14 protein-coding genes are annotated in these 16996 nt (G+C 45.6%); all 14 read left to right on the plus strand.

The features are described from left to right. Positions 1 to 20: 20 nt before the first annotated feature. The gene (locus tag HY035_11100) at positions 21 to 377 is read left to right on the plus strand and encodes an aspartate 1-decarboxylase (protein ID MBI3378927.1); all 357 of its coding nucleotides are present in this window, start codon (positions 21 to 23) and stop codon (positions 375 to 377) included. A 39-nt stretch (positions 378 to 416) separates the two neighbouring features. Continuing rightward, entirely contained in the window at positions 417 to 1403 is a 987-nt protein-coding gene (gene galE / locus HY035_11105) for a UDP-glucose 4-epimerase GalE (protein MBI3378928.1), read from the plus strand. A gap of 245 nt (positions 1404 to 1648) precedes the next feature. Continuing rightward, a complete protein-coding gene (locus tag HY035_11110) occupies positions 1649 to 2224 on the plus strand; it encodes a TetR/AcrR family transcriptional regulator (GenBank protein ID MBI3378929.1) in 576 nt (191 codons plus the stop codon). A gap of 3 nt (positions 2225 to 2227) precedes the next feature. Next, positions 2228 to 3595, plus strand: a complete 1368-nt coding sequence (locus HY035_11115; GenBank protein MBI3378930.1) for a TolC family protein — start codon at positions 2228 to 2230, stop codon at positions 3593 to 3595. Between the two features lie 21 nt (positions 3596 to 3616). Next, on the plus strand, positions 3617 to 4792 hold the full coding sequence (locus tag HY035_11120) for an efflux RND transporter periplasmic adaptor subunit (protein MBI3378931.1): 1176 nt from the start codon (positions 3617 to 3619) through the stop codon (positions 4790 to 4792). Beyond that, on the plus strand, positions 4789 to 7914 hold the full coding sequence (locus HY035_11125; GenBank protein ID MBI3378932.1) for an efflux RND transporter permease subunit: 3126 nt from the start codon (positions 4789 to 4791) through the stop codon (positions 7912 to 7914). Before HY035_11120 ends, HY035_11125 begins: the two co-directional genes overlap by 4 nt. 16 nt (positions 7915 to 7930) lie before the next feature. Further along, positions 7931 to 9031 carry an HlyD family secretion protein gene (locus HY035_11130; GenBank protein MBI3378933.1) on the plus strand — a complete coding sequence of 367 codons (1101 nt, stop codon included), beginning with the start codon at positions 7931 to 7933 and terminating at the stop codon, positions 9029 to 9031. Beyond that, complete coding sequence (locus tag HY035_11135) at positions 9028 to 10560, plus strand: DHA2 family efflux MFS transporter permease subunit (protein ID MBI3378934.1); 1533 nt, start codon at positions 9028 to 9030, stop codon at positions 10558 to 10560. The genes HY035_11130 and HY035_11135 overlap by 4 nt, the downstream gene beginning before the upstream one ends. 69 nt (positions 10561 to 10629) lie before the next feature. Beyond that, positions 10630 to 11910 (plus strand): TolC family protein, encoded by a 1281-nt coding sequence (locus HY035_11140; protein MBI3378935.1) that lies wholly within the window; start codon positions 10630 to 10632, stop codon positions 11908 to 11910. Further along, a complete protein-coding gene (locus HY035_11145) occupies positions 11910 to 13088 on the plus strand; it encodes an efflux RND transporter periplasmic adaptor subunit (GenBank protein ID MBI3378936.1) in 1179 nt (392 codons plus the stop codon). Before HY035_11140 ends, HY035_11145 begins: the two co-directional genes overlap by 1 nt. A 7-nt stretch (positions 13089 to 13095) precedes the next feature. Then, positions 13096 to 13800, plus strand: a complete 705-nt coding sequence (locus HY035_11150; GenBank protein ID MBI3378937.1) for an ABC transporter ATP-binding protein — start codon at positions 13096 to 13098, stop codon at positions 13798 to 13800. Next, positions 13793 to 15022: an ABC transporter permease gene (locus HY035_11155; protein ID MBI3378938.1), complete on the plus strand. Its 1230-nt coding sequence runs from the start codon at positions 13793 to 13795 to the stop codon at positions 15020 to 15022. Before HY035_11150 ends, HY035_11155 begins: the two co-directional genes overlap by 8 nt. A 108-nt stretch (positions 15023 to 15130) precedes the next feature. Further along, the gene (locus HY035_11160; GenBank protein ID MBI3378939.1) at positions 15131 to 15796 is read left to right on the plus strand and encodes a methylenetetrahydrofolate reductase C-terminal domain-containing protein; all 666 of its coding nucleotides are present in this window, start codon (positions 15131 to 15133) and stop codon (positions 15794 to 15796) included. Then, entirely contained in the window at positions 15793 to 16674 is an 882-nt protein-coding gene (locus tag HY035_11165; protein MBI3378940.1) for a methylenetetrahydrofolate reductase, read from the plus strand. Before HY035_11160 ends, HY035_11165 begins: the two co-directional genes overlap by 4 nt. Positions 16675 to 16996: the final 322 nt, after the last annotated feature.

Here is a 16996-nt window from a genome sequence, read left to right on the forward strand (position 1 = left end):
TTTCACTTGCCGGAGGCATTATGCTAAGGTGCATGCTCAGGGCGAAGATACACATGGCAAGTGTGACAGAGGCAAATCTCGAGTATGAGGGCAGCATCACCATAGATGAGGTTATACTCAAGAAAGCCGGAATCCTTCCCTATGAGCAGGTCATGATAAGCAACCTCAACAACGGCGAGAGGTTTGAAACTTATGTAATACCCGGCAGAAAAAATTCAGGCGTGATATGCCTGAACGGGCCTACGGCAAGAAAGGGCGCTGTCGGCGACAGGGTAATAATATTCTGCTACGGATACTTTGAAGACAAGGACATAAGAAAGTTCAAGCCCAGGATAGTCATCCTTGATTCAGGGAACAGGGCTGTAAGGGTTAAGTAGATCTGGGTGATGCCGGAATTTGAAACTATTTCTTCCAAGATGAAAATCCTCGTTACAGGCGGCGCGGGATATATCGGAAGCCATGTTGTAAAGGCATTGGGAGAGGCAGGGCATGCGATATTAACCTATGACAATCTCTCCACCGGTAACAAGTGGTCTGTTTTATATGGTGACTTGATAGCCGCTGACCTTTCCGACAAAGAAACGTTAAAGAAAACAATTGTCAAATTCAAGCCGGATGCCATTATGCATTTTGCCGCATCCATTGTTGTCCCTGAAAGTGTCAGATTGCCGCTTAAATATTATCAAAATAATACTGTAAATACCCTGAATCTTCTGGAAACTATGATAGCATGCGGCGCAAGAAACTTTATATTTTCATCTACTGCCGCTGTTTACGGGATACCGGAGACAATGCCGGTTAATGAGAGTGCGCCGATGAATCCTATTAATCCCTATGGCTCATCAAAAATGATGGTAGAAAAGATTTTGAGAGATATGCATCTGGCGGACAATGATTTTAATTATGTATCGTTGAGGTATTTTAATGCCGCAGGCGCTGATGGCGGGTGCAGAATAGGACAGGCATACAAAGAAGCAACGCATTTGATTACAAGGGCTCTGAAGACGGCCAAGGGAGAATTTCAGAAGTTGCAGGTCTTCGGGACAGATTATCCCACTACTGACGGAACTTGCATAAGGGATTACATCCATGTTGATGATATTGCGAATGCTCACATCCTCGCCCTCAAATATCTCTTAGACAAAGGCAAGAGTGAAGTCTTTAATTGCGGATATGGACACGGATATTCTGTTCGCGAGGTTATTGCTGCCTCTAAAAAAGTAACCGGCATTGACTTTGAAGTTGAGGAAACCGGCAGGAGAGAAGGAGACGCATCAACCTTGATTGCTGATAACACAAAAATAAAACAGAAACTTAACTGGAAGCCTAAATATGAGGACCTTGAATATATAATTAAGACTGCATGGAACTGGGAAAATAGTTATCGTGAAAAATACAGTTAACTAAGGAGGCCGTGTCTGTCTTTCGGCAAGCTTAAACTACCTTTATAAAAATGAAGATGGCAGTGCTATATATTAAGCCGTTCTGAGTTCCCATGCGGGGCTATTCGCTCCATTTCATTGCGACTTCAGCCCCTATTCTGATCGACCCGTGAATCTTGCCTCAATCCAACCTCAGCCTCCCTATCCCCTCAAAAATTTCTCTTGACAGAAAAATACTTTTTGCCATAAACTGAACATAGGTTCACATGAACAAGCGTTCAGGTATAGAGTCAAAAAAGAGAATCCTTGACGCCGCGATGAGGGTGTTCTCCGAGTACGGCTATGCGAAGGCAAATATGAGGATGATAGCAAAGGCTTCCGATATAAGCATCGGAGGGCTTTATCTTTATTTTAAAAACAAGGAAGACCTCTACCTGACTCTAATGAAAAGCAAAATGGATGACTTTGCCGTCAAGACAATGGAGTCGGTGAAAGATATTACAGACCCCGCAGAAGCGATAAGCACCTTCATGGCGATGACCCTTAATTATGCAAAAAAACATAAAGGGCTTATCCTCCTTCAGGGCAGGGAGCTTGGCTTTACGTTCGGCCTTGAGATGAAGAGAAAATTTTTCAAAAAGCAGAGAGGACTCATAGAGCATATTATCAGGCAGGGGATACGATCAGACATATTCCGAAAGGTAAATGTGCCGGAAACTGCCAGAATAATCTTCAGTGTCATAAGGGGTTTTGTTTTGAGTATCGTTGTAGAGCCTGATGCGCTTTTTTCGCCTGAAGAGTGCAGCAAGCTGCTGCTTAACGGCCTTCTGAAAAAGGAGTAAAACATGAAAAAGATTGTTTTTTCAGTGTTGTTTATTTTTTTATCGGCTGTAAATTGTTATGCAGTTGAATACAGCCTTGAAGACCTCTATAAAATTGCATTAGAACGTTCTGAGAGAATAAAAATATCAGAGGAAGACCTGTTCATTGCGCAGAAAGGGAAGGATAAAGCGGTGGCAGCGCTTATGCCAAAGCTCTCAGGTTTTGGAAATTATACGAGATATACGGAAGATAAATATTCTTCTTCAAACACGCTTATTCAGCCTGAAGATTCGAAATCATGGGGAGTGAGACTTGACCAGTCATTTTCACTGAGCGGAAGAGAGCTTACCGCTTTTAATATATCAAAGGGAAATATTGAGAAAAACAGATATGACCTCCATGCAGTCAAAGAGGAATACCTTCTTAGCGTTTCGGACGCCTATTATGGAGTGCTCAAGGCAAAGAAGGCTCTTGAGATTGCAAAGTCAAGCGTTGATAGATTAAAAAAGCACAGGGATGCTGCAAGTATAAGATTAAAAGTTGGTGAGCTGACAAAGACTGCGCTTTTGAGGGCAGAGGCAGAGTTGTCAGGCGCGCAATCCGAGGAGATAAAGGCAAAAAACGCACTGGAACTTGCAAGGGCTGTTCTTGCAAGGATTGTCGGCATTGCGAGGGATTTTGTTTTAAAAGACAGCCGGCAGCCTTCAGGTGACAACCTATTGTCTCCGGAACCGGACTTAGTGACTGTTAGCTGCCAGCCGGAACCAATGAACTGTTTTAAAACAATCGCTCTGTCAGAGCGGGTTGAACTTAAAGGACTTGAACTTCAGAAAAAAATCGGACAGGAACAGGTTAAATATACACAAGGCTCTCACTGGCCCACGCTTTCAATAGAAGGCGTTTATTCGAGAAAAGACGAAGACCCTGCTGCTTCAACTCTCAATAAAGAAAGCGCATACGGCGGTTTTAAGATAAGCATTCCGATTTTTGAGGGAGGGTTGAGGGATGCAGAAGTAAAAGAGGCAGAGGCAAAGCAGAGACAGGCAGCGCTTTTATATGAGGATAAAAAGAAGTCGATAGACATCGAGGTTGAAAGCGCCTATCTCGAACTGATAACTCAAAAGGGAATCATGGAAAAGTTCGGGGCACAGCTAACTTTTGCAGAGGACAACTATAAGGCTGTTTCAAAGCAGTTTGAATTCGGCCTTGCAAACAGCATTGATGTTATGGATGCAAACACACTTCTTGTCACAGCAGAGAGGCAATTGGCGGATGCAGGATATAACTATCAGTTGTCAGATTTAAGGCTGAAACGTGCGGCGGGAATACTGTTGAAGACAGTAAGCGGTAAACAGCAAACAGGAGGAAGAAGTGAGGAAGCTATTCTATAGACGTATAGGAGCGATTCAGTTATGAAAAAAATACTGTTATTATGCTGTTTGCTGTCCACTGTCTACTGTTTATTTTTTTTGTCTGCATGTTCAAGCAAGAAAGAACAACAACAGGAGAAAAAGCCCGTAGTGCCTGTGACAGTCGGCGCTGTGATTAAAAAGACGGTTCCTGTTCAGATCCGCGCAATAGGGAATGTTGAGGCATATTCAATAGTATCTGTAAAGGCGCGTGTTGGGGGCGATCTTACGCATGTTTATTTCAGAGAGGGTCAGGATGTTAATAAAGGCGATATGCTTTTCACGATAGACCCCCGGCTTTATAAGACGGCGCTTGACTCTGCCAAGGCTAATCTGGTTCGTGATACGGCATTGGCTAAAAAAGCCGATGAGGATTTACGCCGCTATACCGAGCTGTTACGCGATGAATTGGTCAGCCGTTCTCAGTATGAACAGATTTTTGCCAATGCTGAGGCGCTTAAGGCCACTGTGGAGGCGGATAAAGCGGTTGTAGAAAATGCGCGCTTGCAGGTTGAATACTGCACAATATACGCCCCCATCGCAGGCAGAACAGGCAGTCTCTTAGTGAATCAAGGGAATCTGGTTAAGGCAAATGACGATAAGCCGATGGTAATCATAAACCAGATACAGCCTGTATATATTAATTTTTCAGTGCCTGAGCAATACCTGCCTGAGATTAAAAAATACATGTCAGCAGGAAAATTAAATGTTGAGGTATTTTTGTCAAAGGAAGACAAAAAATCTTTTCATGGTGTTTTGTCTTTTATGGACAACACAGTGGATACCGCAACCGGCACAATCAAGCTTAAGGCAACCTTTAGTAATAAGGAAAAAGCCCTTTGGCCGGGGCAATTCGTCACGGTCCGAATGACTCTGTCAAACATACAGGATGCGGTAGTCGTTCCAACACAGGCAATACAGACAGGACAGCAGGGGCAATTCGTCTTTATTGTGAAAGATGGAACAGCGGAACTTCGACCGGTTACCGCGGGCATCACATATGAAGATGTAACGGTTATCGAAAAGGGACTATCAGCAGGTGATGAGGTGGTTACTGACGGCCAAATGCGCCTTATGCCAGGAGCAAAGGTAGAGATAAAAAACGCTCAGGGGCAAAAGAGCAATAGTCAGAAAGAATCTTCAAAAATCTCAAATCCTGCAAAAGATAAAGTGAAGTGAATATTTCAGACCTGTTTATAAAACGCCCTATTATGACCAGTCTGGTCATGCTGGCAGTGATGCTTTTCGGAATCTTTGCATACAGGATTTTACCGGTCAACGACCTGCCTAACATAGACTTTCCAACTATACAGGTTACCTCCAATCTGCCGGGAGCGAGTCCTGAGACTATGGCCAGCGCTGTCGCAACCCCGCTGGAGCGCCAGTTTTCGACGATTTCCGGCCTTGACGCAATGACATCTACCAATGGTCAGGGGATCTCGATTATCACGCTAAAGTTCGCTCTGGAGCGCAACATTGATGCCGCTGCCCAGGACGTCCAGGCGGCAATATCAATGGCTGCGCGCCAACTGCCACAGGATATGCCGAGTCCGCCTTCCTACAACAAGGTGAATCCTGCTGACCAGCCTGTTTTATATCTGGCGCTCAGCTCTCCGACCCTTCCTCTGTCGGATGTGAATGAGTTTGCCGATACAATTATCGCGCCGCGTATATCAATGATAAATGGTGTGGCGCAGGTTCTTGTTTACGGCTCGCAAAAGTATGCAGTGCGGGTTCAACTGGACCCTCAGACTCTCGCGAACCGTAAGATAGGCATAGATGAGGTTTCGTACGCTTTGGCACGGTGGAACATTAACCTGCCTACAGGCGGGCTTCAGGGAGACAAGCAGGCATTCACCATACAGGCTATAGGCCAACTTTACAATGCAGAGGCTTTTAAGCCGATGATAATAACGTACCGTGAAGGCTCGCCTGTTCGTCTGCAGGACATAGCCAAGGTCACCGACAGTGTGGAAAACGACAAAATTGCGGCTTGGTATAGCTCCGGAGGTAAATCCACAAGGGCTATTGTTCTAGCTATCCAGCGGCAGCCGGGCACGAACACTATAGAGGTTGTTGACAGCATAAAGAATCAAATCCCCGGTTTTCGCAGCCAGTTGCCGGGTAACGTTCAGCTTAACATTCTCTTCGACCGCACGGAATCTATCCGGGCGTCAGTGGCGGACGTCAAATTCACTCTGGTGCTTACAATTGCCATGGTTATTCTGGTAATTTTTCTTTTCCTTCGCAACCTGTCGGCCACCGTCATTCCAAGCCTTGCCCTGCCGCTCTCGATCATCGGTACGTTTGCGGCAATGTACGGACTGGGATTCTCGGTTAACAATATAACCATGATGGCTCTGACGCTGTCGGTGGGCTTTGTTGTAGACGACGCCATAGTCATGCTCGAAAACATTGTGCGCCACATGGAGCACGGCGAAAAGCCGATGGATGCGGCATTCAGGGGTTCAAAGGAAATAGGGTTCACTATCATCTCCATGACACTCTCACTGGTGGCGGTCTTCATTCCGGTTCTTTTTATGGCAGGGATGTTTGGAAGGATGTTGCATGAGTTCGCCGTGACTATCACGGTTTCAATACTGATTTCGGGCGCTGTTTCCCTAACTCTCACGCCAATGCTTTGCAGCCGTTTTCTCAAGCCGCAAACCGAAAAGCGGCATGGACGTTTGTACAATATTATGGAGCGGTTTTTCGAAGGTATGCGCAATTTTTATGAGAAGACCCTAAAGATAGTGCTTGCCCGGCGCCGTGCCGTGATGGTAATTACCGTGGTCATGGCAGTACTGACGGTCTGGCTTTTCACGAAGATGCCTACCGGTCTTCTTCCGTCTGATGACATCGGCGCTATATTCGCCATAACAGAAGGCGCGCAGGGTATCTCATTCGAGGACATGAAGAGGCACCAGCAGAAACTGGCGGAAATCGTGCTGGAGGATCCTAATGTTGAGGCTTTCATGTCGTCAGCCGGAGCGGGCGGAATGCGTGTCGGCTCCAACAGCGGTTTCATGTTCCTTAAACTTAAGCCTCGCCACGAACGCAAGCTTAATGCTGACCAGATAATCCAGGGGCTTCGGCCTAAGGTGATGGGAGTCCCGGGTGTTTTGATGTTTATGCAGAACCCGCCGCCTATCCGGCTTGAGGCGACTCTGTCAAAGGCGCAGTACCAGTTTGTGCTTCAAAGCCCGGAGACAGATGAACTTTATAAACATGCTTCTGACTTTGAGATGAAATTGCGCGGGCTTACGATGATTCAGGACGTGACCAGCGACCTGCAGATAAAGAATCCGCAGGTTAACCTTGAGATTGACAGGGATAGAGCAGCAGCCTTCGGCGTCACAGCACAACAGATTGAGGACTCCCTGTACTCTGCATATGGCGCAAGGCAGGTCTCAACAATATACTCTCCTTCAAACCAGTACAAAGTGATTATGGAGGTAGAGCCCCGGTACCGGATGGATCCGCCAGCGTTGAGCTTGCTATATGTCCGTGCGAATACAGGGCAGCTGGTTCCGCTGTACTCGCTGGCGACTCTCAAAAAAGGTCTCGGCCCTTTGTCTGTTAACCATCTTGGACAGATCAATGCCGTTACTATCTCATTTAACCTCAAGCCCGGCACCCCGCTGGGTGATGCTGTGACAGCAATAGAGAAAGAGGCTAAAGCCTTGCCGATATCCATTACCACCGGCTTTCAGGGAACTGCTCAGGTATATCAGGCTTCGACCAAAGGGCTTGCTATGCTTCTCATCCTCGCCATTGTTGTGATATACATTGTGCTCGGCATCCTGTACGAAAGTTACATCCACCCTCTGACCATTCTCTCAGGCCTGCCGTCAGCCGGTTTTGGAGCGCTCATCACTCTCTTAATATTTGGCAAAGACCTCAACCTGTATGCCTTTGTCGGTATTATCATGCTTATCGGCATAGTGAAGAAGAACGCAATCATGATGATAGATTTTGCGCTGGAGGCCCAGCGAAACGAGGGGAAAAAGCCGATGGACGCCATTTACGAAGGAGCCGTTATCCGTTTCAGGCCTATCATGATGACCACAATGGCGGCGCTTATGGGTACGCTGCCAATAGCAATCGGGTTCGGCGCAGGGGCGGAATCACGGCGTTCTCTCGGACTTGCCGTTGTCGGAGGGCTTTTGTTTTCACAGGTTATGACGCTTTATATAACGCCGGTTTTTTACATTTACATGGAGGCCTTTCAGAAGAATATTTCCGGCTGGTTTGGAAGAAAAAGGAATAAGGATAAAGAGATTCTCCACAGCGTAAACTGAATTACAGAGGATAAAAATGGAAGAGGGCAAAATATCACCAAATGGGAATCACAAAAAGAAGGCCATTGCCGCCTTTATTTTTGCCGGGATTTTAATCCTATGCATTATCGCAGGTTTCTTTTATGTCAGATATAAGAGCGCTCATATCACAACAGATGACGCCTTTATTGACGGCCGTATTCATACCATATCCTCTAAGGTGCAGGGGACAATAAAGAATATATATGTCAATGACAACCAGCTTGTAAGGAAGGGGGATATCCTTTTTGAGATAGATTCTGAAGATTACGGTCTGCGTACAAAAGAGGCATTATCAGGACTTGACGCTGAAAAGGCAAAGATATCTGAAATTAAATATAGGCTTCAAACAGCAAAACAGCAGTTCGAAGAGCTTAAAGCAGCACTTGGAGCTGCAAAAGCTAACCTTGAGCTTCAGGAAGCAAACATGAGGCAGGCAGATACGGATTTAAAAAGGGCGGAGAATCTCCTCAAAGAAGATATTATTCCGAAAGAAAAATACGAGAAGATAAAAACAGGATATGATGTTACATTTGCGCAGGTAAAGGCTGCCAGGGAAGAACTCAGCCAGGTGCAGGCTCGTCTTGAGACACAGAAGGCATTTATAAAACAGGTGGAGGCTTCTATTGAGCCGCAAAAGGCATTGGCAAAACAGAAAGAGGCGTCTCTTGGAACTGCAGAGCTTAACCTGAGTTATACAAGGGTTATTGCACCGGCTGACGGTTATGTGACTAAGAAATCAATAGAGCAGGGCAATCATATTCAGGCAGGACAGCCCTTGATGGCTGTTGTGCCGCTTGATGATATATGGATTACGGCAAACTATAAAGAGACTCAGCTTGCAAAGGTGAGGGTGGGCCAGAAGGTTGAGATTAAGGTTGATACATATACAGCCAAAAAATTCAGTGGCAGGGTTGAAAGCATTATGGCCGGCACAGGCGCTGTCTTTTCACTGTTCCCGCCGGAGAATGCAACAGGAAATTATGTCAAGGTTGTGCAGAGGATACCTGTAAAAATTATTCTTGATAAGGGGACTGACCCGGAGCGCATTTTAAGGATAGGGATGTCTGTTGAAGCGACAATAATTGTGGAAAAATGAATAAGTGGATTATTGCATTGACAGTAATGCTTCCAACGCTGATAGAGATTATCGACACCTCGGTTGTTAATGTCGCCCTGGATCATATCCGTGGAAGCCTCTCCGCAGGCATAGACGAATCAACCTGGACCATAACATCTTATCTTGTTTCTAACGCAATAATAATACCGATGACAGGATGGCTCAGCAGGTTCTTTGGAAGAAAGAGGTATCTGATTTTTTCTATATCATTATTCACCCTGAGTTCCCTGCTTTGCGGTTCTGCCTGGAGTCTTCAGAGCCTTGTGTTCTTCAGAATCCTTCAGGGCATCGGCGGCGGCGCTCTTCAGCCTATTTCCCAGTCTATACTCCTTGAGACCTTTCCGCAGAAGCAGCACGGCATGGCAATGGCAATATTCGGCGTGGGAATAATGTTTGGCCCTATTATCGGCCCTTTGCTTGGGGGCTGGATTACTGATAACTGGTCATGGAACTGGATATTCTTTATCAACATACCCATAGGCATAGTCTCAATCCTTATGACTGTATTCTTTATAACAGACCCGCCTTATATGAAGGGGATGAAGATGAAGATAGATTACTGGGGGCTTGCATTTCTTGCAATCGGACTTGGATGCCTCCAGATAGTGCTTGATAAAGGCCAGATGGAGGACTGGTTTTCATCAGGGTTTATTACATGGCTTACGATAATATCTGTGTCATCGCTCATTCTTTTTGTGATAATTGAGTTCTTTGCAGAGCATCCTATAGTTAATCTGAGAGCATTCAAGAACATTTCATTCAACGCCGGGAATGTTGTCATGTTCTTTGCGTTTTTCAATCTCTTCGGCAGCATTGTACTTCTGCCGATATTCCTCCAGACACTCATGGGCTATACCGCGACCCTTGCGGGAGTGGTGCTCGGTCCCGGAGGGATCGCAACTCTTATAGCGATGCCCGTGGCGGGAATGCTTGTGACAAAGATGAATCCTAAGATACTGCTCGGTTCCGGCATAATCATAGCCGCTTATTCCACTCATTTAATGTCCTTGTTTAATCTTAATGCGGATTTCAATACAATCATATGGCCGAGGGTGGTGCTCGGCGTCGGGATGGGTTTTCTCTTTATTCCGCTTACAACAATGACAATGGCAAATGTGAAAAAGGAGGATATGGCAAATGCATCGGCTATCTATAACCTCCTCAGGAATCTTGGCGGAAGCTTCGGCGTTGCATTTATCACAACCATGATTGCAAGGCGAGCGCAGTTTCATCAGGTGCGAATAGTGGAACATCTTACACCATTTGATACTGCTTATCAGGCGGCGTCTTCAAAGGCAGCCCAATTGTTTCAGTATAGAGGCGTTCCGGCGTCCGAGTCCGCTGATGCGGGACTGAGCGCCATCTATCATCAATTGCTCAGGCAGGCTTCCATGCTTTCCTTCAATGACGCTTTTTATCTGTTGGGTGTGCTTTTGGTCTGCACGCTTCCACTGGTATTATTTATGAAAACTGCAAAGGGAGGTTTAGTTCACGGAGATATGCATTAAATAAAAATGTATTTTTTGGGTTAAAATAAAAAGATGGAAACAGCAGTCATGAAAGGTAGGAGGTAAAATATGAGAAGAGTTATTTTAGCCCCGATATTATTGGGGCTCCTATTATTAGTTCTTCCTTACAGCGCAGGGGCTGAGGAGGCCATAAAAACGAGCGAGGTTCTCAATTTAAAAAGGTGTGTTGAAATCGCCCTGCAAAAACACCCTGACATCGTTGCTGCCACAGGCGAGGTGGAGGTAAATCAGAGCAGGATCGGCCAGGCAAAGGCAAATTATTATCCGCAGGTAGACCTGTCATCAGGCTACAAAAAGTATTCGCCTGTTTCCAAGACCTCAAATAATTCCCTTGATGAATATAAGAGCAGCGCAACGCTTAAACAGAACATCTTTGATTTTGGAAAGACCTCAGCCGAAGTGGACATCCAGACGCTGAACCGCGAGGCGACAACTTCAGACCTCAGGAATATAAAAGAAAGGGTAGTCTTAAATGTTAAACAGGCGTATTACGGATTATTACAGTCAAAACAGAACAGGGAGGTTGCCATGGAGACTGTTAAACAGTTTGATCAGCACCTTCAGCAGGCAAAAGGATTTTATGAAGCCGGCACAAAACCGAAATTTGATGTGACAAAGGCGGATGTGGATTTAAGCAATGCAAAGCTTAATCTTATAAAGGCGGAAAATGCCCTCAGGATATCAAAGGTTGTTCTTGACAATGCGATGGGCATGCCTAATGCTCCTGAATACACGATTGAAGACGCTCTTCTATATCAGAAATACAATATAACGCTCAAGGATGCGATTGATAAGGCATACGAGAATAGGCCGGATCTTAAGTCCGTAATCACAAAGAAGGCTGCTGCGGAGTCCTCCGTAGAACTTGCGAAAAAGGGATATTATCCCACATTGGCAGGCAATGCCGGTTATGACTGGTCAGGGGAAAAACTTCCGCTTCAGGACGGCTGGAATGTAGGCGTGACCATTACGCTGCCTATATTCAGCGGTTATCTGACCGATTATCAGGTGCAGGAGGCAAGGGCCAAGCTGAATGTGGTTAAGGCTCAGGAGGAATCATTCAGGCAGGGTGTTCTTCTTGAAGTTCAGCAGGCATATCTTAATCTGCGGGAGGCTGAAGAGAGGATTTCCACTGCACAGCTTATTGTAAGGCAGGCGCAGGAAAACCTTGAGCTTGCAAACGGCAGATACGCGGCAGGACTGGGGAATCCCGTGGAAGTTACGGACTCTCAGATTGCATACAGCAATGCAAAAACGTCGCATATTCAGGCTCTCTCAGACTACAATGTTGCAATTGCAAGCCTTGAAAAAGCAATGGGGGTTAGATAATGAAGAAGATTATTATCGGCATCGCAATTGTTATTGTGCTCGGCATTGTTGCCTTTTTTGCATTCAGGAAAAAAGAAAACGGTTTAAACTTCAGAACCGAAAAAATCAGCAAGGGTGATATAGTCGAGATGGTTACTGCTTCAGGGAATGTAAATGCGGTGACCACCGTGCTTGTCGGCACTCAGGTCTCAGGGACCATAAAGACTATTTATGCTGATTTCAATTCGCCTGTTAAGAAGGGACAGCTTATAGCGCAGATTGACCCTGCGACATTTGAGGCTCAGGTTGAGCAGGCGAGGGCCAATCTGCTTTCCGCCAAGGCAAATCTGGAGAAGGCTGATGCGTCTTTTATTGATGCAAAGAGGACCATGGAGAGGAATAAAGCGCTTTTCTCAAAGGATCTTATTGCCAGAAGCGAGGTTGACACAGCAGAGACAAATTATGAGACGTCAAAGGCTCAGATAAATGCGTCAAAGGCTCAGATTGCCCAGTCAGAGGCGTCATTGAAGGTTGCAGAAACCAATCTAAGATATACAAGAATTATTTCGCCTGTTAACGGCATAGTTGTTTCAAGGAATGTGGATGTCGGGCAGACTGTTGCCGCAAGTTTTCAGACGCCGACTCTTTTCACTATTGCGCAGGACCTCACAAAGATGCAGATAGATACGAATGTGGCCGAGGCTGACATGGGCAAGGTAAAGCAAGGGCAGGACGTTGAGTTCAATGTTGACGCTTATCCCGGTGTTATTTTTAAAGGCAGGGTATCGCAGGTCAGGAACGCTCCCATAAATGTTCAGAATGTTATTACGTATGATGCGGTAATTCTGGTCGGCAATCAGGAACTTAAACTCAAGCCCGGCATGACGGCAAATGTTTCTATAATTATATCGGCAAAGAAAGAGGTCCTCAGAATACCCAATGCTGTTTTGAGATTCACCATGCCTGATAAGGATAAAGACAAAAGCAAAAAGGCGCAGCAAAAGGGCACAGGGCAAAAAGGCGCGGACGTCTGGATACTTGAAAATGGAAAACCAAAACGCATATCTGTATCTACTGGTGTAAGTGACGGAAGTTATACCGAGCTAATCTCAGGTGAAATAAAGGAAGGCCAGGAAGTGATAGTGGAATCTCTGATAAAGACAAAACAAAAGTCTGCCACTACACCGAGAATGTTCTAATATGTCGATTATTGATGTACAAGAAATTACCAAGATCTATCAGCTTGGTGATGTTGAAGTCAAGGCGCTCTGTGCAATCTCTATCAGTATTGAAAATGGAGAATTCATAGCAATAATGGGCCCTTCAGGGTCAGGGAAATCTACCTTTATGAATATACTTGGATGCCTTGATAAGCCTACAAGCGGCAGGTACCTTCTTGAAGGCGCTGATGTCGGCAGTCTCGGAAGGGATGAACTCGCTGCTATAAGAAACAAGAAGATAGGTTTTGTCTTTCAGGGGTTCAATCTTCTTTCAAGGACGTCCGCTCTTGAGAATGTTGAGCTTCCCATGCTTTATAACGGAGTCACAGCAAAAGAAAGAAGGCAGAAGGCAATGTCTGCGCTTAAAAGCGTCGGCTTGGAGGGAAGGGAGCATCATTTCCCCAATCAGCTTTCCGGAGGCCAGCAGCAGAGAGTAGCTGTTGCGAGGGCGCTTGTGAATAATGCGCCGATAATCCTTGCAGACGAGCCGACAGGCAATCTTGACACAAAGACAAGCGCTGAGATAATGGAGCTTTTTACAAAGCTGAATGCCGAATCAAATATCACTATAATACTTATAACACATGAGCATGATATAGCGGAATACAGCAGACGGATAATAAAATTCCGCGACGGCTGTATTGTGACTGATGAGGCAAATAAAAAAATAAGAGTTAAAGACCATGATTAATATACCTTCAACTTTTAAAATATCATTCAGGGCATTAAGGGTGAATAAGATGCGTTCAGCCCTTACAATGCTTGGCATTGTTATCGGAGTTGGTGCTGTGATTGCGATGCTTGCTGTCGGAAAAGGCGCCAGCCAGAAAATAGCAGACCAGATAGCAAGCATAGGAAGCAACCTTCTTATAATACTGCCGGGCTCAACTTCTCCCGGAGGGGTGAGGATGGGGTTAGGTACCCTGCCAACACTGACTATGGGCGATACGGAGGCGATTCTTAAGGAATCCCCTGCAGTTGCTGATGTTGCTCCTGAGCATGGCGGGGTTGCACAGGTAATTTATGGCAACCAGAACTGGGCAACAGGCATAAGGGGCACAACACCCAATATGCTGAATGTAAGGGAATGGCAGCTCGCATCAGGCAGGCCTTTTACCGAGCAGGAGGTCAAGAGCGGAGCAAAGGTATGTTTACTGGGGCGGACTGTTGTGGACAACCTTTTTGGCAATATAGATCCGATAGGCCAGGTTGTGCGGATAAAAAAGGTTCCGTTTACTGTGATTGGTGTACTTGAACCGAAGGGGCAGTCTCTTACAGGAGCGGATCAGGACGATACCATATTACTCCCTATTACAGTTGCTCAGAAACAGCTTTTCGGAACCCAGTTTCCCGGCATGGTCAGGATAATTCATGTTAAGGCAAAGAGTACGGAAGACCTTGCCGCTGCCGAAAAACAGATAAATGAATTGCTCAGGCAGAGGCACCGCATAGGGCCAAAGCAGGAAAATGATTTTACCGTCAGGAATCTTACGCAGATAATGCAGACACAGGAACAATCCTCAAAGGTAATGGCCCTGCTGCTTGGCGCCATTGCATCGGTTTCTCTTCTCGTAGGAGGAATCGGGATTATGAACATCATGCTGGTCTCGGTTACAGAAAGGACCAGGGAGATTGGGATAAGAATGGCTGTGGGCGCAAGGACATGGGACATAAGGCTACAGTTCATTATTGAGGCGCTTACATTGTCACTAATCGGCGGTGTTATAGGGATTATCATAGGCGTAGGGGGCTCGAAAATACTCTCTGCTTTTGCAGAGTGGCCCACAATCATATCTCCGTTTTATGTTGTGCTTGCGTTTTGTTTCTCAGGATTAGTCGGAATATTTTTTGGTTTTTACCCTGCATACAGGGCTTCTCTGCTTGACCCCATAGATGCGCTAAGATTCGAGTAAAAGATCCTGCAGAAAGTTATTTATTTTTGCCCGAAATTCCCGTTATAATAATAAACTGCCTTTTGGATGACTATGAATTAACGTAACACGCAGTAACAGGGAGGAAGAATGATTATCACAAAGAAGCGGGATTTAAAAGATCTGTTGGAAAACGTAAAAAACTACAGGAGTTTTTTCCTGATTGGATGCTCTGAGTGCGCAACACTGTGCGGAACAGGCGGAGAGCCTGAGCTTAAGGCTATGAAAGAAGCGCTTGAGGCAGAAGGGAAAGCTGTTACAGGAACATTTGTCGCAAAGACCGGCTGTCAGGTGCTCGGCACAAAAGTGGAGTTAAAGCCGTTCAAGGAGGCGCTGGATAAAACGGACTGCATTATTGTCATGTCATGCGGAGCAGGCACGCAGACCGCTGTAGATTTATATGAGGACAAAGCTGTTTTCCCTTCGAATGACAGCCTTTTCCTCGGGAATATGACAAGGCTTCAGTTCTTTGATGAGAGATGTTCATTGTGCGGAAAGTGCATTCTTGACAAAACAGGCGGTATATGTCCGATTACAGCGTGTCCAAAGGGACTCTTAAACGGGCCCTGCGGCGGCTGCAAGGATGGCAATTGCGAGATAAGCCCTGACATTAAATGCGCCTGGGTAAGGATATACGAGAGGATGAAGAAGCTTGACAAGCTTCAGGAATTCTGTGAGGTTACAATAGAGGCAAAAGACTGGTCAGCATCGCAGAAGCCAAGGGCGCTTACAGCGAGGGAGGAGAAAAAGAAATGAGCTTTAAAGATATATTGAATTCAGGCAAGTTCGTTGTAACGGCAGAGGTAGGCCCGCCAAAAGGCACGGATATAAAAGAGATGATACACCACATGGAGATTCTTAAGGGCAAGGTGGATGCTGTTAATGTTACGGATAACCAGTCCGCTGTTATGCGTATATGCTCAATGGCTGTATCCAAGATTGCAATGGAACACGGGCTTGAGCCGATATTCCAGATGACCTGCCGCGACAGGAACAGGATAGGGCTTCAGTCAGACCTGCTTGGCGCAAGCATTCTTGGAATAAAGAATCTGCTCTGCATGACAGGAGACCATGTCTCAGCGGGAGACCATAAAGGCGCAAAGCCTGTTTATGATGTTGAATCAGTTCAGCTTCTTAAGATTGTTGACGGATTGAATAACGGGAAAGACATGTCAGGCAATGAAATGAAAGGCTCAACTGATTTCTTTCAGGGCGCTGTTGTAACGCCTGAGGCAAACCCGATTGAACCGCAATTGATAAAGTTCGAAAAGAAGATACGGGCAGGCGCAAAGTTTTTCCAGACACAGGCGATATATGATATTGAGAAGTTCAAAGATTTTATGAAGCATGCAAGGAAATTCCCCGTGAAAATTCTTGCGGGTTTTGTTGTCCTGAAATCTGTGGGCATGGCGAACTTCCTTAATAACAATGTTCCCGGAATCAGGGTTCCGCAAGTGTTGATTGATGAGCTTAAGGCGGCAGGCAAAGAAAAAGCGCTTGACACAGGCATGAACATCACGGTACGGCATATAAAACAGTTGAAGGAAGAAAAAATATGCGATGGTGTTCATATAATGGCAATCGGCATGGAAGACAAAGTGCCTGAGATAATGGAGAGGTCAGGGCTGCTTTAGTTTTTTGTTAAGAAAAACTAAAGTTTCTAATGTCTGGCAAGCCCGGTTTTCTTTGCCGTTTCAGCAACTGCATGCGCTACTGATGAGACAACCTTTCTGTCAAATCCGCTGGGGATGATATAGTCTTCATGCAGTTCGTCGTAGAAAATGCGTTCGCGTAGAAAATAGAAAATGAGAATAGAAAATGGGACGGTTCTATTTTCTTGACAAGAAGGATGTAATGTGATAGATTCTGTGCATGCCGAGAACAGCAAGGATAGCGCCGAAAGAAAATGTTTATCACATCTTAACAAGAGGGAATAATCGTCAGGATGTTTTCAAA

The organism is Nitrospirota bacterium (genome assembly GCA_016195565.1).
In the GTDB taxonomy this organism is placed as follows: Bacteria; Nitrospirota; Thermodesulfovibrionia; order Thermodesulfovibrionales; family UBA1546; genus UBA1546.